This window comes from Acinetobacter sp. Ag2 (assembly GCF_001005515.1).
GTDB classification, from domain to species: Bacteria; Pseudomonadota; Gammaproteobacteria; order Pseudomonadales; family Moraxellaceae; genus Acinetobacter; species Acinetobacter bereziniae.
On record NZ_LBNA01000059.1, the window covers coordinates 257,816 to 278,850 of the forward strand.

Genomic DNA, 21,035 nt, shown 5'->3' on the forward strand with positions numbered 1-21,035 from the left:
CCCACCTACTCATCCACATTTGAGGTATGGAACATCATGAACTTTCAACAATTACGAATTATCCGAGAAACGGTTCGTCAAAACTACAATTTAACTGAAGCTTCAGCTGCACTTTACACATCTCAATCAGGTGTCAGTAAACACATCAAAGATTTAGAAGATGAATTAGGTGTGCAATTGTTTGTTCGTAAAGGCAAACGCCTATTAGGCTTAACAGAACCTGGTCAAGCCTTGCTCAGTATTGTTGAACGTATGTTGATTGATGCTGACAACATTAAACGTCTTGCAGATGACTTTAATAAAGTCGATGAAGGGACATTAACGATTGCAACCACACATACCCAAGCACGTTATGTGTTACCCCCAATCGTGAATTTATTTAAAAAAGCATTTCCGAAAGTGCATTTGATTTTACAACAAGCCAGTCCTGTTGAAATTTCAGAAATGTTACTTTTAGGTTTGGCAGATATTGGTATTGCGACTGAATCACTGACAACCGAAGAAAACTTGGGAAGCGTGTCATTCTATAATTGGAAACACAGCATTATTACCCCTCAAGACCATCCACTGACTAAACTTAATCCTAAAGACATTACTTTAGAAAAATTGGCTGAATATCCAATCATTACTTATCACGGTGGTTTCACAGGTCGTTCAAAAATTGATAAAGCCTTTGAAGATGCCAATCTTGATGTTGATATCGTGATGTCTGCACTGGATGCCGATGTGATAAAAACCTATGTTGAGCTTGGCATGGGTGTTGGTATTGTCAATGATGTGGCTTACGATACAGAACGTGATCATCGTTTAAAACAAATTGATACTGATATTTTTGGTTTAAATACCACTTGGATTGCAGTACGTAAAGGTCATTTACTGCGTGGTTATGGTTATGAGTTTATATCACTCTGCTCACCAGAGGCTGATATTAAAGCCTTAAAGAAAATCGCCTACCCTGAAGATTAAGTTTATACAAGAAACTTAATCAGCCAAACAGATAAGAAAGAGCGCATTTTTGCGCTCTCTCTTCATTAAATAAAAATATCCAAAAGCACAACGCATATTCTTAAGAAAAACTAAAACTATTGATTTTATTTATTATTTATCAAAAGATAATCTTTTTAGTATAAAATTTAGCCTGAATCATATTTTAATATTGTCATTTTGGGGACAAGGATGAATTATCAGATCTGGGGTTTAGCCATCGGGGGCGTTATTCCTCTATTTAGTCATGCCGCAGGTATGGAAAAATCTGATCAATCCGTCCGTACATTTCTTGAACCGAATCATTACCTAGAACTATCTTATGCTGAGCTTTATGCAGATGTATCTGGGCAATTACCTCAACACGAACAATTAAAACAACAAGGTATTGATGATTTTTCTACAGGCAACTTGGTCAATACTTATCATTTCGTCAATGCAGCAGCAAAATTACAAATCGCACCACAGTGGTCATTTGGTTTAATCTACGACCAACCTTATGGTGTTGACATTGCTTATCAATACCGCCCTCAGACTAATCATGGAAAACAACTTTTAGAGTCTGGTCAATTTAATTTTGATAGTCAAAATCTCACCATGTTGGTGGGTTATCAACCTACTACTCGTTGGAATATCTACACTGGGGCGGTCTATCAACAATTTGAAGGCGAATTAAATATTTTTGGTGCAAACTATTCAGCAATGAGTGGTTATCAGGCAAAATTTAAGCAAAGTGCTGGTCATGGATGGTTAGCAGGTTTAAGTTATCAAATTCCAGAATATGCCTTAAAAAGCTCACTGACTTATCGATCTAAAATCAATCATCAATCAGCAGTGACAGAGTATATTTCTGGGCAAAATTTAACAGTAATTCCGTTTGAAAAAACGCGAATTTCTACACCACAATCTGTCAATTTAGAAATTCAGTCTGGTTTAACAGCAAACAATATTGTTTATAGTCAGCTTCGTTGGATCAATTGGAAAGACTTTGAAATTCAGCCTAGACAATTTGGTGCTGTGGTTGATTATGCTGCCCAACAATATCCTGAATTAATCAAACCATTCAATCTGATTGACTATAAAAACAATCAATGGTCTGCAAAACTCGGTATTGCCCATATGCTTTCAGATCAATGGCTTACCACAGCTGATATATCATGGGATTCGGGCAATGATAATCCTGCTGGAACGCTCAATCCTTCTGACGGCTTTTATGCATTAGGCTTAGGCAGCTTATATAACATCAATAAAAACAGTTTTATTTCCTATGGCATCAAATATTTTCGATTTAATAAAGCAAAAATTGCAGATTTAGATGCCAATAGCCCAATCACTCAAAATTCAACATTATCCGAAGTAGGTCGAAATACTGCATTTGCACATGGAATTCGTATTGGGTACCGTTTTTAGCTTAGTTTGATCATTTATTCTGTACATAAAAAAACGAGCCGAAGCTCGTTTTTTCTATACAAATTCGGAATGAATTACCAGTGGTAGCTTACACCTACTTTACCAACAGGCATCCACTTGTATTTGTCATCATTGACAAGTTTATTAGTTTCGTTTGCAAGCTCTTGGTCAAGATCTTTATTAATATTTGATGTTGCAGATCCTGAAACACGTTGTAGGTTTGCACTAGGATTACCAGTATAGTATGCACCTACTTCACCAAATACACCGAAGTTTTTGTTGATTTTTGGAGCAAAACCAAAACCTACATAGGGTGCAAATTGGTTGTCATAATTCATTTGACCTTCGATACTAACGCCATTTGCTCCAGCTTGGAAATCAGTATTATTTACTGTGAAGTTACGACCTGCGCTCACATTACGTTTGAGACCATATTCATTATCTACATAGCCTACACCAGCAGCAACATAAAGACCTTGAGCCCATACATTTTGGCTTGCACCCCATGGACGAATTTCAGCATTTAAATATGCTAATTTGTTGTCCATGTCTAAGTCATACTTAGAACCATTGATTTTTAAATCATCAGACCAAGAAATATCACCACCATTATAACCCAATGCTAAACCAACATAAGGGTTAGCAGTCCAAAGTAAAGCACCGCCGTAACCAGTTGTACCTACTTCAAGACGAGCACCTGTCGGGATTAATTGATTAGCTTCAAAAGCATAACCTTGATCAACAACAGACCCATCAGCCATTGCTAGACCAGAAGCAGATAATGCAGCTGTTACCGCTAATAGTTTTAACACTTTCATTTATGTCTCCTCAAAAAATAGAGTTTGTTCTTTAATCATTAATGTGTTTGGTTCGAAATGATAATATGTGATTCGATCTACACAATTAATAGAGAAATTGATTACTTTTTGTTATTTTTTGATACAATTAGATATTAATTGTTGTTTTTAAAAGAAATAAATTAAATTAAAACTTAATAATTCACTTATTTGATTGTTTTATTTTAAATTATGGGATGAGTTTTTTCGATTGAAACTAGATTTTATCTCTAATTTGAGTCCAATTTGGTGTAGAATCTTTAAAATTTTTTTGGGAAGGATGATTATGTCTCAGCTTTCAACGATCATTGAACAAGCGTTTGAAAACCGTGCCAACTTTACAGCAGTAGATTGCCCTGCTGAAGTACGTCAAGCTGTTGAAGAAGCTATTGCTGGTTTAGATAACGGCACACTTCGCGTAGCTGAAAAAATTGACGGTGAATGGGTGGTTCACCAATGGTTGAAAAAAGCTGTTTTATTATCTTTTAAATTAAATGATAACAAACCAATCGAATCTTGTGACCTTCGTTTCTATGACAAAGTAGATACTAAGTTTAAAGGTTGGACAGAAGAGCAATTTAAAGCTTCTGGTGTACGTGTTGTACCTCCTGCTGTAGCGCGTAAAGGTTCATTCCAAGCTAAAAATGTTGTATTGATGCCATCATATGTCAACATTGGTGCTTATGTAGATGAAGGTACGATGGTTGACACTTGGGCGACTGTAGGTTCATGTGCTCAAATTGGTAAAAATGTTCACCTTTCAGGTGGTGTAGGTATTGGTGGTGTACTTGAGCCACTTCAAGCGAACCCAACAATCATTGAAGACAATTGCTTTATCGGTGCACGTTCTGAAATCGTTGAAGGTGTGATTGTTGAAGAAGGTTCTGTGATTTCAATGGGCGTTTTCATCGGTCAATCAACCAAGATTTATGATCGTGAAACTGGTGAAATCCATTATGGACGTGTACCAGCAGGTTCCGTTGTTGTTTCAGGCAGCCTACCATCTAAATGTGGTACATATAGCTTATATGCAGCAATCATTGTCAAGAAAGTAGATGCGAAAACTCGTGCAAAGACTAGCTTGAACGAATTACTTCGCGAAGACTAAGCTTTATTCATTCTTGGTTGCATTTTAGATTTATTATCGATCTAAAGCACCAAGCGGAGTCATCAATACTCCCATCTCTACGGTCAACAATGATCGTAGAGATTTTTCATTTTGTAATCTGTGGTAAATCTCATGAGTTCTCTTCGTTCTTCAACTATTCCTGTTTCTGATCCATCTGCGGGGTTGCGTATCACGGAGATTTTCTATTCATTACAAGGTGAAGCCAATACTTTAGGTTTACCTACTGTTTTTATTCGATTAACAGGTTGCCCACTACGTTGCACCTATTGTGATACCACTTATTCTTTTGAAGGTGGCGAACGTCAATCACTTGATCAAATTATTCAAACTGCTTTAGATTATAAAACTCCCTATATTTGTGTTACAGGTGGAGAGCCACTTGCTCAACCCAATGCACTGCCATTAATGCAACGTCTTGCTGATTTGGGCTGTGAGGTTTCTTTAGAAACCAGTGGTGCACTGGATGTTTCCAAAGTTGACTCTCGTGTTTCCAAAGTTTTAGATTTAAAAACACCTACTTCAGGTGAAGTAACTCGAAATTTAATCACTAACTTTGAACATTTGACCCCACACGACCAAATCAAATTTGTGATTTGTAATCGTGAAGACTATGAATGGTCAAAACAGCAAGTAGAACACTATGCTTTAAATCAAAAAGTCAGCACTGTATGGTTCTCACCTGCTTTTGCTGTTGAAAAAGGTGCAACACGTTTACCACAACTGGCACGTGATTTAGCCCAATGGATTTTAGAAGACCATCTCCCTGTTCGTTTCCAATTGCAGTTACATAAATTGCTTTGGAATGATGAAACTGGTCGTTAATCTACCGTTATTTATTAATATTTGGAGAATTGGATATGCGCCCTCGTGCCATAGTTTTGCTATCTGGTGGCTTAGACTCAACAACTTGCTTAGCATGGGCTCAAGCCAATTATGACTGTATCGCATTAAGTTTTATGTATGGTCAACGCTCAACCACAGAACTTGATGCGGCACGTGCTTTAACCAAAAATGCTGGTGTAGAACATCGTGTCATCAATATTGATTTGGGTAATTTAGGTGGTTCTGCACTTACAGACCATAACATTGATGTGCCTGATCATGAAACTGATGGTATTCCTGTAACTTATGTTCCAGCACGTAACACTATTTTCTTGTCTTATGCACTCGCAGCAGCGGAAGTTTTTGATGCCCAAGCCATTGTCATCGGCATCAATGCTGTTGATTATTCAGGATATCCTGACTGTCGTCCTGAATTTATCGAAGCTTTCGCCAATATGGCTCGACTTGCCACTAAAGTTGGAGTAGAAGGAAAACCTCTTAAATTTGAAACACCTCTGTTACATTTATCCAAAGCGAATATAATACGCTTAGGGATCGAACATGGCGTAGACTATAGTCAAACGGTTTCATGCTACCAAGCAGATGACCAAGGACGTGCTTGTGGCAAATGTGATAGCTGCCGACTTCGTAAAGAAGGCTTTAAAGATGCAGGTATTGCAGACCCAACACGTTATATACCGCAATAACAAGGTACTGTTTATGAAAAATTTAAAATCAAGTCTTATTCTTTCTGCTTTATTTTCAGCTTCGGCTTTAATGGGATCTACGGCTTTCGCTGCTGAGTCAAATGCAATTCAACAAGCCTATAAAAGTGCCAATGTTAAATCTGCACTGATTGGTGTTTGTAAAACAGAAACTGCGAAAGGTGGAAAACTCACTGCCGCTGAAGTTAGCAAATACTGTACATGTGCTGTTGAATCTGACGGTAAATTGACCAATGATCAAAAATGGCAAATTCAAAGTGCCATTAACCAAAAGAAAAGCCCAGCAACTTTAGCTTTCGTTCAAAAAAATAACCAAGACCTTCAAACATGTTTTGGTCCTCAGTTAACAGGTAAATTAAAAACCTTAACTGAAGAAGCAATGAAAGCTGCACAAGCGAAGAAATAATTCTTGTTGTGTTCAAGAGCCTGCCTATGCAGGCTCTTTTTATATGTAAATGGTATAAATACGATGCATACTTCATGGAACAGAACTGTAATACAACAGCAAAAGTTTGTTGCATCCTATAGTGGTGGTAAAGATAGTAGTCTCGCCTTATATCACGCATTGCAAACGGGAGAAGCTATTGTTCTGATTGTCATGCTTGAAGAACAAGGACTTAAATCTCGTTCTCACGCAATGCCACTTGATATTATAGATACGCAAGCTGAGTTGATTGGTTTACCGATATTAAAAGCATCAGCAACTTGGAATGACTACGAACAACAGTTTTTAAGCCTGCTAAAGCAAGCCAAACGATTAGGTGCTGAAACGCTTGTAACTGGAGATATTGATCTGATTCAACATGCACAATGGAATCAATCCATGTGTGATCAAAGCCAATTAAATTTGGTCATGCCTTTATGGCAGAAACCGCGGCTTGACATTGTTAGCGAATTTATTGAATTAGGTTTTGTCAGCATAATTGTCACGATCAACTTAAATCTAGGTATGCGAGTTGAAGATCTTGGTCAAACACTAACCGTTGAGTTTGTAAAAGAATTGATTGAGCGTGGAATTGATCCTTGTGGTGAGGCGGGTGAATTTCATACGACCCTTATTGATGGTCCTATTTTTAAAGCACCACTTTTGCTTGATAAAGGTGATATTCTCTATCATGAAAATTATGCCTTTTTAACACTACAACTTAAACAAAATCATCTTGAAGGATAACCTATGACTGAACAAATCCAACTTCCAAATCAAAAGTTTCCAACAACAACTGATGAAATTAACCTTTCTGAACTCAGTACAGATTGGTTGGTTCTATATTTTTATCCGAAGGACTCCACACCGGGTTGTACAACTCAAGCGGTAGGTTTTTCATGCATCAAAGATCAATTTGACGCATTGAACACAACGATTATTGGTGTTTCTCGTGATTCAGTCAAAGTACATCAGAACTTCACTGAGAAGCAATCATTGACCATTAATCTCATCAGCGACAAAGATGAAACGTTATGCAAACACTTTGACGTGATCAAAGAAAAAAATATGTATGGTAAAATAGTGATGGGAATAGAACGCTCAACATTTATTTATCATCAAGGCAAGTTGGTCAAAGAATATCGCAAAGTAAAAGCTGCGGGACACGCTGAACAAGTTTTAGAAGATTTAAAAACCTTGCAAAAAGCTTAATGATGGTTATCCCCCTACTCGCGCTAAAGTTGAAATATTTTTAGGCTTGCAGGGGGATTTAAAATATTCTCAAACATGGATATTTAAAATCCCTAGAATCATAACGATTTTCAATCCAAATTCATTCTTAATCTGTTAGCACATATGGATCAAAGTACCAAAGATAAAGCAATTGCCCACATCACTAACCCAATAATGAAATCTAAAATTTGCCATGATCGTTGATTTTGAAAAATTGGCAATAAAAAACGTGCGCCAAAACCCAAGCTAAAAAAGAATAACCACGATGCAGTCACCGCACCCATTGCAAAATACACAGCAGTAGATTCAAACTTGGTCGATATAGAGCCAATCAATACCACAGTATCCAGATATACATGTGGATTTAGCCAAGTTAAAGCAAGACAAATCATGATCATTTTAAACAGCTGAGACTCATTGTTTTCACTTGGAGTAAGACCGCTGGACGCTCTAAAAGCTTGAATAAAATGTTGTGCCCCATAGACCAATAAAAAAATCGCACCAAAATATTTTGCCCAATCGACAAATTCAGGATGAGTTTGGATAATTTTTGCAAAGCCTAACACGCCCAATAAAATCAAAATCGAATCTGATGCAGCGCAAACCACGCAAATCCAAAATACATTTTGTTTTTTTAAACCTTGTTTAAGTACAAATGCATTTTGTGCGCCAATTGCAATAATCAAACTAAATCCAACTGCCAAACCCTGCATATAGCTTTGCAACATCTCAAACTACACTTTTAACATATTAATAAATGGTGCTATTATCCAAATTTAGTTGATAAAATGAGTATTTCTAAATAAATTTCAACTTAACTAAATTTTTCTTATTTTATGTTTATCGTTATAATTGAACGACGATATAACACTGCAAAATAACAGCTACGAATTAATAGGATAATCATGCTACAAAGCAAACACAGTGAAGCTTTTCTGGCTGTTGCGGAGACTGGAAGTTTTGAACAAGCTGCAATACGACTAAATATCACTGCTTCAGCTGTCACACTTCGAGTACAAACTTTAGAGAAGCAACTTGGACAAGTGCTGATTATTCGAGAAAGACCTTGCAAAGTTACACAAGCAGGACAAGACGTTTTACTTTTTCTACAGCATCATCGCTTAATGGAGCAAAATTTAATTCAGAGTCTACAAGGACAATCTGCACAATCCCAATTTTTTAAATTAAATATTGCCTCAAATGCCGACTCACTTACCACTTGGCTGCTTCCCCTTTTTCAACAAACCTTAATCAAAGAAAAAATTGTGATTGATTTTAAGATTGATGATCAAACCCAAACCCATCATTTGCTTGAGGCGGGACTGGTAAATGCCTGTATATCTACCGAGGCGCAAGCGATGAAAGGTTGTGAAGCCATTCATTTAGGCAAAATGAATTATCAAATGGTGGCAACCCCATCATTTGTGCAAAAGTATTTAGCTCAAGGTCTACATCGGGAAGTGCTTAGACATACGCCAGCTGTGATTTTTAATGACAAAGATCATGTTCATGGCGAGGTTTTACAACAGCTTTTTGGCTTAATGCCAAACAGCTATCCTTGCCACTTTATTCCCTCCACCAATTCATTTGTCGATGCTATTTTGCTTGATCTCGGCTATGGCATGGTGCCTGAAATGCAAATTAAAAAAGAATTATCTACAGGACAATTGGTAGAAATTTTACCTAAAGCCAGAACGGATTTGCATCTTTATTGGCATCATTGGAAACAGCAGTCTAAGCAATTGGATCAATTAACTTCCACTTTGATTTCACATACGCAAGCGATTTTAATCTAATATCAAAAGCCACAAATCAGTTAAACTAATCAATATCATTATTGCGAACTTATATCGTATAGATAAGGCATTTTCACAACCTCATATTTTGAGAAAAGTTTTGAATAATTTGCTTTAGCGATGCCTTACTTTTCAGAGATTAAAAGTGACAACTCATTAAAAAAGCCCAGATACTATGTATTGGGCTTTTCATAGAACAATAAGGCTATGATTTATATCAGATAGAAAATTATTTCAAATAAGGTGTATTATGTTAATTTTAGGAAAAACTTACATAACATCAGGCTATATCTATTTCTAAAATCAGCTATTTTCTTTTATTGTTGCTGCACCAGATACACCACCTGTGGCAACAATGGCATTTACTACTGCCTGTCCTGCAGCCATTCCACCACCACCAGCAGCTATTGACCCGCCACCAAGCGTGGCTAATCCACTAGTTGTTGCTGCTGCTCCAGCAGTACCTGAAGCAGCGCCAATAGCAATTGCCGCATCGGCTACTCCGCCACCAGCTACAACACCGATACCAACAGCTCCTACGACTGTTCCTACTTTTTTTGCCAGTATTACATTTTCTTCAGATGCTCCCATTAACTTTGCAGCACTACCACTTGCATAGCCTATTCCAACACTAACCTTCTGGACTCCATAATCGATCCCTTGACCAGCTACAGCAGTACCTTTTGTAATACCAGAATCAAGTGTTTTTCCTATATTTGAGCAAGTATCTTTTATATTCTTTTTAGTTTTCGGGTCATCTGTACATAAACTAGCCACCACTCCTACACTTTGTGCAGTAATATTCGTCACAGTACCAAGTCCATTACCAGCATGACGTACAAGACCACCGAGGCTTAGATTTTTTCCAATCCATTCCATTGCCTTTGACATATTCTCCCCCTAAGATACTAATTTTTTTAAATTATATGATTAAAACTCTATTTGGAAAATTGATATTTATAACTAAAAATAAATTAATTTTTGATTACATAGATTTCCCTATTTAACATAATCACTGTTACCCAAAATAATATTTTAGAAAACATTTTAAATCAATATCTTAATATCTCATCACCACCCTAAAACCCTCAAAAGCCGATTTAGAAACAAGTCGGCTTTTTTTATGAGCAGATATGATAATTCTTGCTAAGTAAAGCATCGCCTAAGCAAATCTATGGCAACTTTAGAATTAAAGCATGACATTGAGAGCTTTAAGATTTACACAATTTATAAAGCTGTACAAATCATTAAAAGTATAGCTTTTGAAGATTATTTGAGTTAAATAATTCCTTCGTTCTTCATTGCTTTTTGTACCGAGGGATGTTGTTCCATACGATGCATAAATCTTTGTAATGCCTTGAGATGACTCAGATCCAAATTAATAAACGATGCCCAACGAGTGACCACAAATAGATAAATATCTGCAATTGTAAAACCCTGCCCCAATACATTTTCTGAATCAGCAAATTGCTGATCTACCCATGCATATTGCTTTAATAATTTTTCTCTGAAAATATCTTTACTCGCCTCATCAAAACCTTTTTGGAAAAAAGGTGCATAGGATTTATGCAATTCTGAACTTATATAATTCATCCATTCTAATACCTTGTAGCGCTTTAAATCGCCAAATGCTGGTAATAAATCAGTATTTTGCATTATTTCAGCCAAATACTGACTGATAATTGTCCCCTCACTGAGATGCAATCCCTCATCTGTGATCAGAAATGGGACCTGTCCTTTCGGATTGATTTTCAAAAAATCTTGTCCATCTTCCGTTTGATGGTTTTTAAATGAAACATTGACTAACTTAAAATCATGTCCAATTTCTTGTAGCACAATATGCGGAGCCAGTGAACATGCACCTGCGGTATAAAAAAGTCTCATCGATTAATTCCCTGAATTGATTTAAGCTCATGCTATCCTTAACATCATGAACAATAAATACGCATAATATCAATTCACTTATTACATGGTGTATATAATGGATATAGCATTAAATCGAACTATGTTCAGCAATATTGAGATATTCTGTTTAGTTGCTGAAAAACAAAGTTTTTCCAATGCTGCTCATCAAGCAGGTTTGACACCAGCAGCCGTAAGTAGATCCATTGCTCGGCTTGAACAACGGCTAGGTCTGCAACTATTTAGCAGAACCACTCGTAAAGTGCGCTTAACTCAAGCAGGTGAAGAATATTTTTTTGAATGTAAACAGGTACTGAAACAGATTATTGCAGTCGAACAGCGATTAAAGAATGATTCAGCACAACTATCAGGAATTATTCGGATAAGTTTACCTACACCGTTTGGGCATTTTAGAGTACTTCCACTTTTACCTAAATTCCAAAGGCTTTATCCTGAAATTAAATTTGAAATACAACTCACCAATAAAAATGTTGACTTTATTACAGAAGGATTTGATCTTGCCATTCGCGGTCGAAATATTCCTGACTCAAATCTCATTGCCCGTCGTTTAGAAAATGCTGATCTACTTATAGTCGCATCACCAGAATACTTAAAGAAAAATGGCATTCCCTCGAATATTACTGACTTACAGCATCATCAATGTATTCAATACTTATTACCGAGTACGGGAAAAGCACTGCCTTGGTCTATTTTACTCAATCAAGAAATCATGGATATTCAAACACAAGGGTATTTAAGTTGTAATGAGGATATTTTAGCGACCATTACGCTTGCTCGCTATGGGGCTGGTCTATTGCAAACATGCCGATTTGCGATTGAAGATGATTTAAAGCAGGGACGGCTGATTGAAGTATTACAACAATATGCTGGGGCGCAACGACCTTTTTCGCTGTTATATCCTAAAATTAAATATGAACAACGACATATCCGTTTGTTTATTGATTTTCTGATCGAACATTTAAGCACTTCAGTCTAGATTAAATCGAATACGGATACTCAATTACATTAGTGCCCAACTTGGCATTTTTATTTTGCTTTCCATTGCCCAGAAACCTGAATATTGACTTTCTCCCCGACGCCACCTATTGCCTTTTTCATGCCAAAATCACTACGTTTAATGGTTGTTGACGAGGTAAAATCCAATAATTTTGGATCATTGGAATGAGGTTTAATCGTCGCCTTAAATGTTACCGGTTTAGTTACATTTCGTAACGTTAACTGACCTAAAATTAAATATTGATGATTGGCTAATGGTTTAAAAGAAGTGCTTTTAAAACTTGCAGTTGGATATTTTTCTGCATAGAACAAATCTTGCCCCATAATCATATTTTTTAATGATGATTTACTGATACTTAGGCTATTTACATCCATCACAAATTGAGTCGATGCAGATTGAGGAGTGTTTATATCAAAATCTAGTTGCGACTGAACCTTTTGAAACTGCCCTTTAGCAATATTGACTCCCAATGAGTCAATGTGAAAACCTACCTGACTATTTGCTGTCAAAGACCAAGTTGCTGCATAAGTGGAAAGTGCGAAAATCGAACAACTACATAGAGCAATACTCTTTGTTGCAACTGATTTAAAATTCATAGACCGCTCCAAATCTTGTTTTGCTATTTTTTGTCCTGCTCTACAGTGTATTGCATCAGCATCAAAATAGATTAAAGATTTGATTTGTCTTCAGTTTGGTATTTGTATTTTAATTGTTGGTAAATTTCAGTTTTTTGAAATTTCGCTAAAAACTCTGCTGTGCCTAGTGGAAATTCAGCTTGATAAATTTCACCACGATAATACGCCTCACGTAACGGCGTAGCAGAAATAGAACCTACCAAGCTGTCCAGCTCAACCATTTCCCATTCTGGAAAAAGCTTTAAATAATAAGAAGAATCATCTTTAAAATGTCCAATTAAACCAATTTTATCATGGTCTAATACAACTCCATTGACCAATGATTTAACCAATTCAACCCATTTGGCATCATTATAAACATCAATCACATGAACAAATTTAATTCGCTTTTGATCTGCTGCTGAGAAATTTGATAAAATCATCTGTTCCCTTTCTGAAGCCAGAAAAGGATTTTTGGTATTCCGCTCATTCTGTGCCGACCCTAACGCCAAAATCACGAAGTGACTCTGTTGTAATGCAATTTTGATGGTTTGCATGTGCGCTAAATGAAAAGGCTGGAAACGTCCAATATAAACCAGATAGTCAAATTTATAAGTCATAAAGCAAATTTTTTATGAACTCATCAGTTGCAACATAAATTCAAATATGCGACATAATGAGGGCATAAAATCCAATTAAATTTTAAAGCAAGGATAGTACGATGACACTCAGTTGTATTCAACAACCTCATCAACATTTAAACGCAAATTTAGAAAATGGTGTACTGACTTTAGCAATTAATCGACCAGAAGCTAAAAATGCACTGTACGGAGAACTCTATCTTTGGATTGCAAAAGCGTTAGACGAAGCGGATCAAGACAATGATGTACGTGTGGTCATTTTACGTGGTGCAGAAGCAGATTTTAGCGCAGGTAACGATATGAAAGACTTTATGGCTTTCATTCAGCAACCACTTGAAGGCAAGGAAGGAGACGGCCCTCCTTTTGTCTTACTTAAAGCAGCTGCACGTTTATCTAAACCTTTAATTTGTGCAGTACGTGGTGTTGCAATCGGGATCGGTGTAACGATTCTTTTACATGCGGATTTGGTTTACGCAGACAATACTGCGCTATTCCAAATTCCATTTGTAAGCTTAGGATTATCACCTGAAGGCGCTTCAAGCAAACTTCTAATTCAACAGGCAGGCTATCACAAAGCAGCTGAACTGTTGTTAACAGCACAAAAATTTAATAGTGAAAAAGCGTTAAATGCTGGGTTGATCAATAGTATTGAAGACGACGTTTATGGTCATGCACTTCATCAAGCTCAAACACTTGCCGCACTTCCATTGGCATCAATCAAACAAACCAAAGCATTAATGAAGCACAATCTTGAAGAAATTATTCAATGTGTAGACGATGAAGCAGTCATCTTTATGCAACGGGTAAAATCACCAGAAATGGCTGAAGCCGTTGCTGCATTTATGCAAAAGCGCAAGCCAAACTTTTCACAGTTTAATTAATTCATTACATCCCAAAAACCACTGTATTACAAATATTCAGTGGTTTTTTTTATTTCTGATTCTCTAAAATTGAACAAGTCAACATCAAGTAAAAATATTATGTCTCAAGATTCATCGACCACCAAAAAACGTTATTACGAACCTGCTCCGCAAGATATCGATATTGAAAATTTTCGAAAAGTCATCGAAAGCCGTCGTTCGGTTCGTAAATTCACTGAGAAACAAATTCCTGCGGAAGTATTAGATGCATGTTTAGACTTGGCATTGCTTGCGCCTAACTCGTCTAATCTACAACCATGGACTTTTTATGTGGTTCAATCAGAATCAAAAAAGAAACAATTGATTAAAGCGTGTCTCAGTCAATTATCAGCCAAAACTGCGGCAGAATTAATCGTCTGTGTGGCTCGAATTGACCGTATTGATGAAATGGCAAAAATGAACTTAAGCGATTTTCCATTTCCAGAAGCACCAAGAGCGGTCAAGCAATATTATAAGTTTATCGCCTATAACTATAAAACAGGTTATCTCAATGCTCTCGGTAACTTTAAAAAAGTGGCTTTTAAAGTTGCGCGAACTTTAGATAAACAGCTTCCTGTTACTGCATTTAATCCTGCGGATGCTCAACTTTGGGCAAGTAAAACCACAGCTTTGGCTTGTGAAAATCTGGTCCTTGCTTTACGTGCTTATGGTTTTGATAGCTGCATGATGGAAGGTTTTGATGAGCCTTTAGTCCGTAAAATTCTCAACTTAGGTCATAAAGAATTTCCAATCATGGTCATCAGTGCTGGTGAGCGTGCTGAGGACGGTGTGTTTTTCCCACAATATCGCTTTGATCGTAAATTATTCATTCAAAAAGTTTAATTTTAAAGCACAAACTAACCCGCTCTCTAAAGAGCGGGTATATTTCAGCTATATATTGATATCAATCATTTGAATAAATTCAAAAGCAGGTTCCTCATAGGGATGACTTGCTTTTAAAGCTATTGCAACAGCTTTAGCTGTATGCTCTGGAACAATGGTTTCTACACGCCATTCAGGCAGTTGTTCTAAATGACCTAACTCCCCAATAAAAGGCTTCGCTCCCTTTATTGGTTTAAATTGTCCCATACCTAATACTTGCCATGCACAATGCTCGTAGTCCCCAATTCCTCCTGCACCCGCATCAAAAATGGCTTGCTTGGTGATTTCCAAATGGGATTCAGGAACATAATAAATAAGTTTAAGCATAGACACACTCCAGATCAAAACCAATTCGCTTATCTTTAAACGACCATGAGACTACGGTTTAAGTTTAAGGTCATATCCAGTTCTACTCTTGGTTTCAAATGCCTCATCTCGATCGATCTTATATAAAAGTAAGTCTGATAAATAAATACTTCTTGGAAGTTTGATCAGTGCTGTGATCTGATTATAAATATAAAACCCCATTTTAGCTTCAGTATCAAATTTGCGTTTATAAAAAACTAAAGCCACTTGATACAAGATGACCAATAACATGATTGCAAAATATAGATAGGTGAAAAATACAAAGTCAGCAACCAAAGCAAAAAACAACCAAATAAAAAATAAGATTGCAGCCATCACAATGATCATGATTACACATTCAGCCCATCCATGATGTTGACTCAGGGTGGTGGGTTGATCTTCATCTAAGTATAAATACCGCTCTCGGTCGTATAAATACCAAATATAGTAGCCCTTCTCATCTGGAAATTCTGTTAAAACAACATCAACATTTCGTCCATTCTTGACATAAAACTCATCAAAATAACCATAAATCGGTAAGCCATTTAATGTTGCTGTAACCTCAAAAAATGGGTCTGTGTCTTTTGCTGACAAGGGAATCTTTTGCGATCGAATATTGTTAATTTCGCCTTTTTGTGCTTGCAGCTTAAATTTAAGCTCTTGAAACTCAGTTAAATTTTCTCTATTCCGCTGATTGCACATTCTTTCAACCAATGCTTGAGATTGAATCAAATTATGCTTTTTAGAAATATTCAGTACATGCTCCATAAAATAAAGATCTGGAATGACTTCAAAATACGAGTTTGTCATCCTGAAATATTGGAGTTGCTGTTGTTCTAAATTAGGTAGTTGCAGTAATTTAAATACTTGATCTGCATATTGATATTGAGGGTTGATCAGACGATGAACTAAAAAAAAGCAAGTCAATAGTACAGATAAACATAAAATACCGAAAACGTATTGGACAATATCAAAATAATAAACCGTGCTGTCCATGACCAATTGATAAATCACCAATTCTAAAACTAAAATTAAAATGATCCAAAATGTAGAAAACCATGTTTTATATAATTGATTAGATAGTTTTTTAGCGTTCACCTGATAGATTGCATCATTCAAATATAGCAATCCATCATCTAGTTTAAACACCGCGTCTATTTCATCATGTTTTCCATGGAAAATAATTTTGACGCGATCACCCACCTTAAAATAGAAATCACTTTTTAATGGGAATGTATAATTAATTTGATCAATCACTAAGCGAAATTGTTCAGTATTTTTATCATATGACGTTGATGCTATCGTACCTTCGACACATCGCATCGTTAAGTTTTCCAAACGTGTTACCTTTATTGTTAAATTTCTAGAAGTTTGATAAAAAAATATAATTCAAAATAGTCAGTTGAATTTCATTTGCGATGAGTAAAAAGTCCTATGTATATTGATACCTGCAATATTTTTTTGAGTCTGATCTGCTCGAAATGTAACCGTATAGCGATTTTGTGATTTACCATAATCATAAAGATAAGTGGCTATAACAAAATGCCCTTCTCCGACATAATACTGATTGCCAAATGAAATTCTCTCTTTTTTCAATAAAGGATCATAGTAAGGAATATAACTGGATAACTCTAAAAGCGCTGTTTCATCATCCTGCATCTCTTGATAAGCTTTAGGTTCGAGTAATTTTTCTATGGTTGCCACATCTTTGTCTCGAATCGCAATATAGAGTGCCTCTGCATTTTGCTCCTCTTGCTCAGTCAATTCTCGCATTTTTTCATTCATTTTCTGCTCAAGCTTTGCGACGAGTTCTTGCTTTTTTTGATCACTAAAATTTTTCACCTGATCACAAGCACCCAATATAAAAGCACTACTTATCAAAGAAAGTTTATATAATTTTTTCATTGTTTAATTGACTCAACGATCTTTTTTATTGATTTTTAAATGATAAAAAGGACGCCTAAGCGTCCTTCTATGCCGAATAGAATTATTCTTCTGAGGCACCTTCATCAGACTCAGTTTCACCCTCGTCCATGGTAGTTTCCTCATCTACTAATTTTTCAGCATCAATCAACTGCTCTGAACTATCAGCATGATCTTCATCAACAAGTGCAGCTAATTCTTCTTCAACTGCTTCAACCGCAACCACACCGACCAAGACTTCTTCATTACCTAAGCGAATCAAACGAACACCTTGAGCATTACGACCCGTTCTTGCAACTTCCGAAGCTCGGGTACGAACTAAAGTACCACCGTCAGAAATCAGCATTAACTCTTTGGACGCATCAATTGCAACCGCGCCGACCAATTCACCATTACGTTCAGATGTTTTGATTGCAATCACACCCTTACCGCCACGTTTCTTGGTTGGGAAATCATCTACAGGTGTACGTTTACCATAACCATTTGCAGATGCACAAAGCACCTCTCCAGTTTCAGGCACAACAACCAATGAGACAATACGACTCACGATATTCAAATCTGAAGAATCTTCATCATCTGAATCTACATCGGTTTCTGAGTCTTCTTCAGCTTGAGCAGCAGCCAAGCTAACACGCATACCACGAACACCTTTCGCAGTACGCCCCATCACACGTGCATCTGTTTCAGAGAAGCGAATTGCCTTACCTTCATTTGAGAACAACATGATTTGCTGTTCACCATCGGTAATTGCCACACCAATCAGCGTATCTTCTTCTTTTAGCTCAATCGCACGTAAACCATTTGAACGTACATTACTGAATTGTTCTAATTCAACACGTTTAACAGTACCTGATGCTGTTGCCATAAATACATAGAAGTTTTTGCGAACACTTTCTACACGTTCTGCAAATTCTGCAATCAATTCATCATCAAGATCTGAAGCAGATAATTCCAATCCAATTTCTTTCAACTGCTTACGTAAAGCATCTGATAAATCATCTGGGTTTTCGCCTAATTCAGCAAATGCAGCTTTTAATGCTTCATAGTGCGAATCGATAATGGCATTTTCACGAAGTTTTGCGACATTTGTACGCACAAAACTTCTAAACTCAGTTAAACGTTCTGTGAATTTCTTCGGTGCATCAATCACAGGAAGAATCGCTGTAATTGTTTCATCCGCATCTAATGGCAACAAGTTCACCATTGGGCGTCCTTTTGCACCACGAGATGCTTGTGGTACTTCAAATACTTTTAAGCGATATACTTTACCCACATTGGTAAAGCACAACACTGTTGCATGGTTTGAAGTCACAATTAAGTGCTGAATATAATCGTCTTCTTTCATCGTCGTAGCCGACTTACCACGTCCACCACGGCGTTGAGCAGCGTAGTCTGACAATGGCTGAGTTTTGGCATAACCTGACTTAGAAACGGTCAATACCACTTGCTCTTCAGGGATTAAATCTTCACGTGAGAAGTCAATACGAGATTCAACAATCTCGGTACGACGACCATCACCATATTGCTGAAGAATCAACGCTAACTCTTCTTTGATCACGCCCATCAACAAATTAAAGTCATTTAAAATTGCAGTGAGTTCAGCAATTTGAGCCAAAATTTCAGAATATTCTGCTTGTAACTTGTCTTGTTCAAGACCTGTTAAACGATGCAAACGTAATTCTAAAATTGCGCCGACTTGCGCTGGAGACAAACGGTAAACCAAACCATCTAAACCAAATGGACGATTTGGATCTTCACCTTCGATCTCATCTGGGCGAACTGAAATTGCACCTGCTTTTTCGAGCAATGCAACAACATTGCCACCTGCCCATTCACCCGCAAGTAGACGTTCACGCGCTTCTGTTGGATTTGCTGAGGTTTTGATGGTCTCAATAATTTCATCAATATTGGCTAAAGCAACAGTCAAACCTTCCAAGATATGTCCACGTTCACGCGCTTTACGTAATTCGAACATGGTGCGGCGAGTCACAACTTCTTGACGATGACGAATAAATGCCGCAACAATATCTTTTAAATTCATTAATTTAGGCTGACCATTATCAAGACAGACCATATTAATGCTGAAAGAGTTTTCTAATTGGGTATTGAGGAATAAATTATTGACGATAACTTCAGCATTTTCTCCACGCTTTAAGTCAATCGCAATGCGCATCCCATCTTTATCAGATTCATCACGTAGCTCTGAAATACCTTCAAGTTTCTTTTCTTTAACCAATTCAGCAATTCGCTCAATGGTTTTTGCTTTATTGACTTGATATGGAATTTCTGTAAATACGATTGTCGTGCGACCTGTTTTCTGGTCTTCTTCAAAATGATATTTACCACGAATGTGCAAACGACCTTTACCTGTACGGTAAGCATCTACAATTCCTGATTTACCATAAATAATACCACCTGTAGGGAAGTCTGGACCAGTCACATGTTCCATCAATCCTTCAACAGAGATATTCGGATTATTTGCATACGCTAAACAAGCATTGATCACTTCTGTCAGGTTATGCGGCGCCATATTGGTCGCCATACCCACAGCAATACCCGTTACACCATTGATCAATAAGTTGGGAATACGTGTTGGCATAACTTGAGGGATACGCTCAGATCCATCATAGTTATCTTCCCATTCGACTGTATCTTTCTCTAGGTCAGCCAGTATTTCGTGGGTCAATTTGCGCATACGAACTTCGGTATAACGCATCGCTGCGGCACTGTCACCATCGACAGAACCAAAGTTTCCCTGACCATCAACCAATTGATAACGTAAGCTAAAGTCTTGCGCCATACGAACAATGGTTTCATAAACAGCTGAGTCACCATGTGGGTGATATTTACCGATTACGTCACCAACAACACGTGCCGATTTTTTATAAGCTTTGTTATAATCATTGCCTAACTCGTGCATAGCGAATAGCACACGACGATGAACGGGCTTTAAGCCATCTCTCACGTCTGGTAATGCACGAGATACAATAACACTCATGGCATAATCGAGATATGAGCTTTTTAGTTCATCCTCAATGGCAATCGGTCTAGTTTCCGATACGCTCATGCATACTCCTTATTACAAACAGCACTCGTTGCGGCTGTTCATTTATATCATCTAGCTAGTCAAAATTTAGCTCAAAAAAAGTTGAGCCAAAATGTAAAATTCAGTCATACAGTATAGCATAAATTCTATTGCTTTTGTGCCAATCCATCCCCACTATAATCATGATTTTTTGTAGTATTTTTAAGCAAATTTAAGATTTTTTTGAGATTAAAAATGCCTGTAAAATTAGCAGTAGAACAACAAAACTCAAACTGATCAACACGTCGATATTTAAATCACTTATCCAACTTAGATTTGCTGTATTAAGATCAAATCAATAACAGCGAAAATCATCGAGTATGCATGTCTATTTCAAAGCATTTTCAAATAAATTGAGGTAAAATTT

The 21,035-nt window shown here is 36.9% G+C and carries 22 protein-coding genes; 12 read left to right on the forward strand and 10 right to left on the reverse strand.

Translation table 11 applies throughout. The annotated features are described in order from the left end of the window. The first annotated feature begins 36 nt into the window (after positions 1-36). Both AAV97_RS20410 and AAV97_RS20415 read left to right on the forward strand, forming a co-directional pair. Complete coding sequence (locus AAV97_RS20410) at positions 37-966, forward strand: CysB family HTH-type transcriptional regulator (protein WP_004829323.1); 930 nt, start codon at positions 37-39, stop codon at positions 964-966. Between the two features lie 210 nt (positions 967-1,176). Beyond that, positions 1,177-2,394, forward strand: coding sequence for an outer membrane protein transport protein (locus tag AAV97_RS20415; RefSeq protein WP_046761571.1), 1,218 nt, complete (start codon positions 1,177-1,179; stop codon positions 2,392-2,394). A 74-nt stretch (positions 2,395-2,468) separates the two neighbouring features. On the opposite strand, the gene carO is transcribed toward AAV97_RS20415, so the two are convergent. Further along, a complete protein-coding gene (carO, locus tag AAV97_RS20420) occupies positions 2,469-3,212 on the reverse strand; it encodes an ornithine uptake porin CarO (RefSeq protein WP_046761572.1) in 744 nt (247 codons plus the stop codon). Positions 3,213-3,516: 304 nt separating this feature from the next. Here carO and dapD point away from each other — a divergent pair, with 304 nt between their 5' ends. From dapD to AAV97_RS20450, 6 genes are all read left to right on the forward strand, one after another. Then, a complete protein-coding gene (dapD, locus tag AAV97_RS20425) occupies positions 3,517-4,338 on the forward strand; it encodes a 2,3,4,5-tetrahydropyridine-2,6-dicarboxylate N-succinyltransferase (RefSeq protein WP_004829328.1) in 822 nt (273 codons plus the stop codon). Between the two features lie 132 nt (positions 4,339-4,470). After that, on the forward strand, positions 4,471-5,181 hold the full coding sequence (gene queE, locus AAV97_RS20430) for a 7-carboxy-7-deazaguanine synthase QueE (protein ID WP_009584223.1): 711 nt from the start codon (positions 4,471-4,473) through the stop codon (positions 5,179-5,181). A gap of 35 nt (positions 5,182-5,216) precedes the next feature. Continuing rightward, positions 5,217-5,888, forward strand: coding sequence for a 7-cyano-7-deazaguanine synthase QueC (gene queC, locus AAV97_RS20435; protein WP_005032820.1), 672 nt, complete (start codon positions 5,217-5,219; stop codon positions 5,886-5,888). A 13-nt stretch (positions 5,889-5,901) separates the two neighbouring features. Then, complete coding sequence (locus tag AAV97_RS20440; protein ID WP_004829333.1) at positions 5,902-6,312, forward strand: hypothetical protein; 411 nt, start codon at positions 5,902-5,904, stop codon at positions 6,310-6,312. A 63-nt stretch (positions 6,313-6,375) separates the two neighbouring features. After that, positions 6,376-7,077 (forward strand): diphthine--ammonia ligase, encoded by a 702-nt coding sequence (locus AAV97_RS20445; RefSeq protein WP_046761573.1) that lies wholly within the window; start codon positions 6,376-6,378, stop codon positions 7,075-7,077. A 3-nt stretch (positions 7,078-7,080) separates the two neighbouring features. After that, a complete protein-coding gene (locus AAV97_RS20450; protein ID WP_046761574.1) occupies positions 7,081-7,542 on the forward strand; it encodes a peroxiredoxin in 462 nt (153 codons plus the stop codon). A gap of 149 nt (positions 7,543-7,691) precedes the next feature. On the opposite strand, the gene AAV97_RS20455 is transcribed toward AAV97_RS20450, so the two are convergent. Then, complete coding sequence (locus AAV97_RS20455; RefSeq protein WP_042087705.1) at positions 7,692-8,291, reverse strand: LysE/ArgO family amino acid transporter; 600 nt, start codon at positions 8,289-8,291, stop codon at positions 7,692-7,694. 177 nt (positions 8,292-8,468) lie between these two features. Between AAV97_RS20455 and AAV97_RS20460 the strand changes: the two genes are divergently transcribed. Then, positions 8,469-9,359: a LysR family transcriptional regulator ArgP gene (locus tag AAV97_RS20460; protein WP_046761575.1), complete on the forward strand. Its 891-nt coding sequence runs from the start codon at positions 8,469-8,471 to the stop codon at positions 9,357-9,359. A 303-nt stretch (positions 9,360-9,662) separates the two neighbouring features. Here AAV97_RS20460 and AAV97_RS20465 read toward each other — a convergent pair whose 3' ends face one another. Both AAV97_RS20465 and gstA read right to left on the reverse strand, forming a co-directional pair. Continuing rightward, entirely contained in the window at positions 9,663-10,250 is a 588-nt protein-coding gene (locus AAV97_RS20465) for a hypothetical protein (RefSeq protein WP_005032830.1), read from the reverse strand. A 387-nt stretch (positions 10,251-10,637) separates the two neighbouring features. Further along, positions 10,638-11,243, reverse strand: a complete 606-nt coding sequence (gene gstA / locus AAV97_RS20470; protein ID WP_046761576.1) for a glutathione transferase GstA — start codon at positions 11,241-11,243, stop codon at positions 10,638-10,640. Positions 11,244-11,340: 97 nt separating this feature from the next. On the opposite strand from gstA, the gene AAV97_RS20475 reads away from it, so the two are divergent. Then, entirely contained in the window at positions 11,341-12,258 is a 918-nt protein-coding gene (locus tag AAV97_RS20475; RefSeq protein WP_046761577.1) for a LysR family transcriptional regulator, read from the forward strand. Positions 12,259-12,308: 50 nt separating this feature from the next. Here the strand turns inward: AAV97_RS20475 and AAV97_RS20480 are convergent, their stop codons facing one another. Both AAV97_RS20480 and AAV97_RS20485 read right to left on the reverse strand, forming a co-directional pair. Further along, the gene (locus AAV97_RS20480) at positions 12,309-12,875 is read right to left on the reverse strand and encodes a YceI family protein (RefSeq protein ID WP_046761578.1); all 567 of its coding nucleotides are present in this window, start codon (positions 12,873-12,875) and stop codon (positions 12,309-12,311) included. Between the two features lie 71 nt (positions 12,876-12,946). Continuing rightward, the gene (locus AAV97_RS20485) at positions 12,947-13,513 is read right to left on the reverse strand and encodes a nicotinate-nicotinamide nucleotide adenylyltransferase (RefSeq protein ID WP_009584124.1); all 567 of its coding nucleotides are present in this window, start codon (positions 13,511-13,513) and stop codon (positions 12,947-12,949) included. Positions 13,514-13,614: 101 nt separating this feature from the next. Between AAV97_RS20485 and AAV97_RS20490 the strand changes: the two genes are divergently transcribed. Both AAV97_RS20490 and AAV97_RS20495 read left to right on the forward strand, forming a co-directional pair. Then, the gene (locus AAV97_RS20490) at positions 13,615-14,415 is read left to right on the forward strand and encodes an enoyl-CoA hydratase (RefSeq protein ID WP_004829355.1); all 801 of its coding nucleotides are present in this window, start codon (positions 13,615-13,617) and stop codon (positions 14,413-14,415) included. Between the two features lie 99 nt (positions 14,416-14,514). Next, positions 14,515-15,276: a nitroreductase family protein gene (locus tag AAV97_RS20495; protein ID WP_046761579.1), complete on the forward strand. Its 762-nt coding sequence runs from the start codon at positions 14,515-14,517 to the stop codon at positions 15,274-15,276. A 48-nt stretch (positions 15,277-15,324) separates the two neighbouring features. Here AAV97_RS20495 and AAV97_RS20500 read toward each other — a convergent pair whose 3' ends face one another. From AAV97_RS20500 to gyrA, 4 genes are all read right to left on the reverse strand, one after another. Continuing rightward, positions 15,325-15,642, reverse strand: coding sequence for an NGG1p interacting factor 3 protein, NIF3 (locus AAV97_RS20500; RefSeq protein WP_046761580.1), 318 nt, complete (start codon positions 15,640-15,642; stop codon positions 15,325-15,327). Positions 15,643-15,693: 51 nt separating this feature from the next. Beyond that, on the reverse strand, positions 15,694-16,998 hold the full coding sequence (locus AAV97_RS20505) for a hypothetical protein (RefSeq protein ID WP_228136577.1): 1,305 nt from the start codon (positions 16,996-16,998) through the stop codon (positions 15,694-15,696). A gap of 60 nt (positions 16,999-17,058) precedes the next feature. Then, the gene (locus AAV97_RS20510) at positions 17,059-17,565 is read right to left on the reverse strand and encodes a hypothetical protein (RefSeq protein WP_046761582.1); all 507 of its coding nucleotides are present in this window, start codon (positions 17,563-17,565) and stop codon (positions 17,059-17,061) included. An 82-nt stretch (positions 17,566-17,647) separates the two neighbouring features. Then, positions 17,648-20,650 carry a DNA gyrase subunit A gene (gene gyrA / locus AAV97_RS20515; RefSeq protein ID WP_046761583.1) on the reverse strand — a complete coding sequence of 1,001 codons (3,003 nt, stop codon included), beginning with the start codon at positions 20,648-20,650 and terminating at the stop codon, positions 17,648-17,650. Positions 20,651-21,035 lie beyond the last annotated feature (385 nt).

Bases quoted from the DNA above. Each gene is read 5' to 3' on its own strand.
- AAV97_RS20410 (WP_004829323.1), top strand. From the start codon at position 37: ATGAACTTTCAACAATTACGAATTATCCGAGAAACGGTTCGTCAAAAC.
- AAV97_RS20415 (WP_046761571.1), top strand. From the start codon at position 1,177: ATGAATTATCAGATCTGGGGTTTAGCCATCGGGGGCGTTATTCCTCTA.
- carO (WP_046761572.1), bottom strand. From the start codon at position 3,212: ATGAAAGTGTTAAAACTATTAGCGGTAACAGCTGCATTATCTGCTTCT.
- dapD (WP_004829328.1), top strand. From the start codon at position 3,517: ATGTCTCAGCTTTCAACGATCATTGAACAAGCGTTTGAAAACCGTGCC.
- queE (WP_009584223.1), top strand. From the start codon at position 4,471: ATGAGTTCTCTTCGTTCTTCAACTATTCCTGTTTCTGATCCATCTGCG.
- queC (WP_005032820.1), top strand. From the start codon at position 5,217: ATGCGCCCTCGTGCCATAGTTTTGCTATCTGGTGGCTTAGACTCAACA.
- AAV97_RS20440 (WP_004829333.1), top strand. From the start codon at position 5,902: ATGAAAAATTTAAAATCAAGTCTTATTCTTTCTGCTTTATTTTCAGCT.
- AAV97_RS20445 (WP_046761573.1), top strand. From the start codon at position 6,376: ATGCATACTTCATGGAACAGAACTGTAATACAACAGCAAAAGTTTGTT.
- AAV97_RS20450 (WP_046761574.1), top strand. From the start codon at position 7,081: ATGACTGAACAAATCCAACTTCCAAATCAAAAGTTTCCAACAACAACT.
- AAV97_RS20455 (WP_042087705.1), bottom strand. From the start codon at position 8,291: ATGTTGCAAAGCTATATGCAGGGTTTGGCAGTTGGATTTAGTTTGATT.
- AAV97_RS20460 (WP_046761575.1), top strand. From the start codon at position 8,469: ATGCTACAAAGCAAACACAGTGAAGCTTTTCTGGCTGTTGCGGAGACT.
- AAV97_RS20465 (WP_005032830.1), bottom strand. From the start codon at position 10,250: ATGTCAAAGGCAATGGAATGGATTGGAAAAAATCTAAGCCTCGGTGGT.
- gstA (WP_046761576.1), bottom strand. From the start codon at position 11,243: ATGAGACTTTTTTATACCGCAGGTGCATGTTCACTGGCTCCGCATATT.
- AAV97_RS20475 (WP_046761577.1), top strand. From the start codon at position 11,341: ATGGATATAGCATTAAATCGAACTATGTTCAGCAATATTGAGATATTC.
- AAV97_RS20480 (WP_046761578.1), bottom strand. From the start codon at position 12,875: ATGAATTTTAAATCAGTTGCAACAAAGAGTATTGCTCTATGTAGTTGT.
- AAV97_RS20485 (WP_009584124.1), bottom strand. From the start codon at position 13,513: ATGACTTATAAATTTGACTATCTGGTTTATATTGGACGTTTCCAGCCT.
- AAV97_RS20490 (WP_004829355.1), top strand. From the start codon at position 13,615: ATGACACTCAGTTGTATTCAACAACCTCATCAACATTTAAACGCAAAT.
- AAV97_RS20495 (WP_046761579.1), top strand. From the start codon at position 14,515: ATGTCTCAAGATTCATCGACCACCAAAAAACGTTATTACGAACCTGCT.
- AAV97_RS20500 (WP_046761580.1), bottom strand. From the start codon at position 15,642: ATGCTTAAACTTATTTATTATGTTCCTGAATCCCATTTGGAAATCACC.
- AAV97_RS20510 (WP_046761582.1), bottom strand. From the start codon at position 17,565: ATGAAAAAATTATATAAACTTTCTTTGATAAGTAGTGCTTTTATATTG.
- gyrA (WP_046761583.1), bottom strand. From the start codon at position 20,650: ATGAGCGTATCGGAAACTAGACCGATTGCCATTGAGGATGAACTAAAA.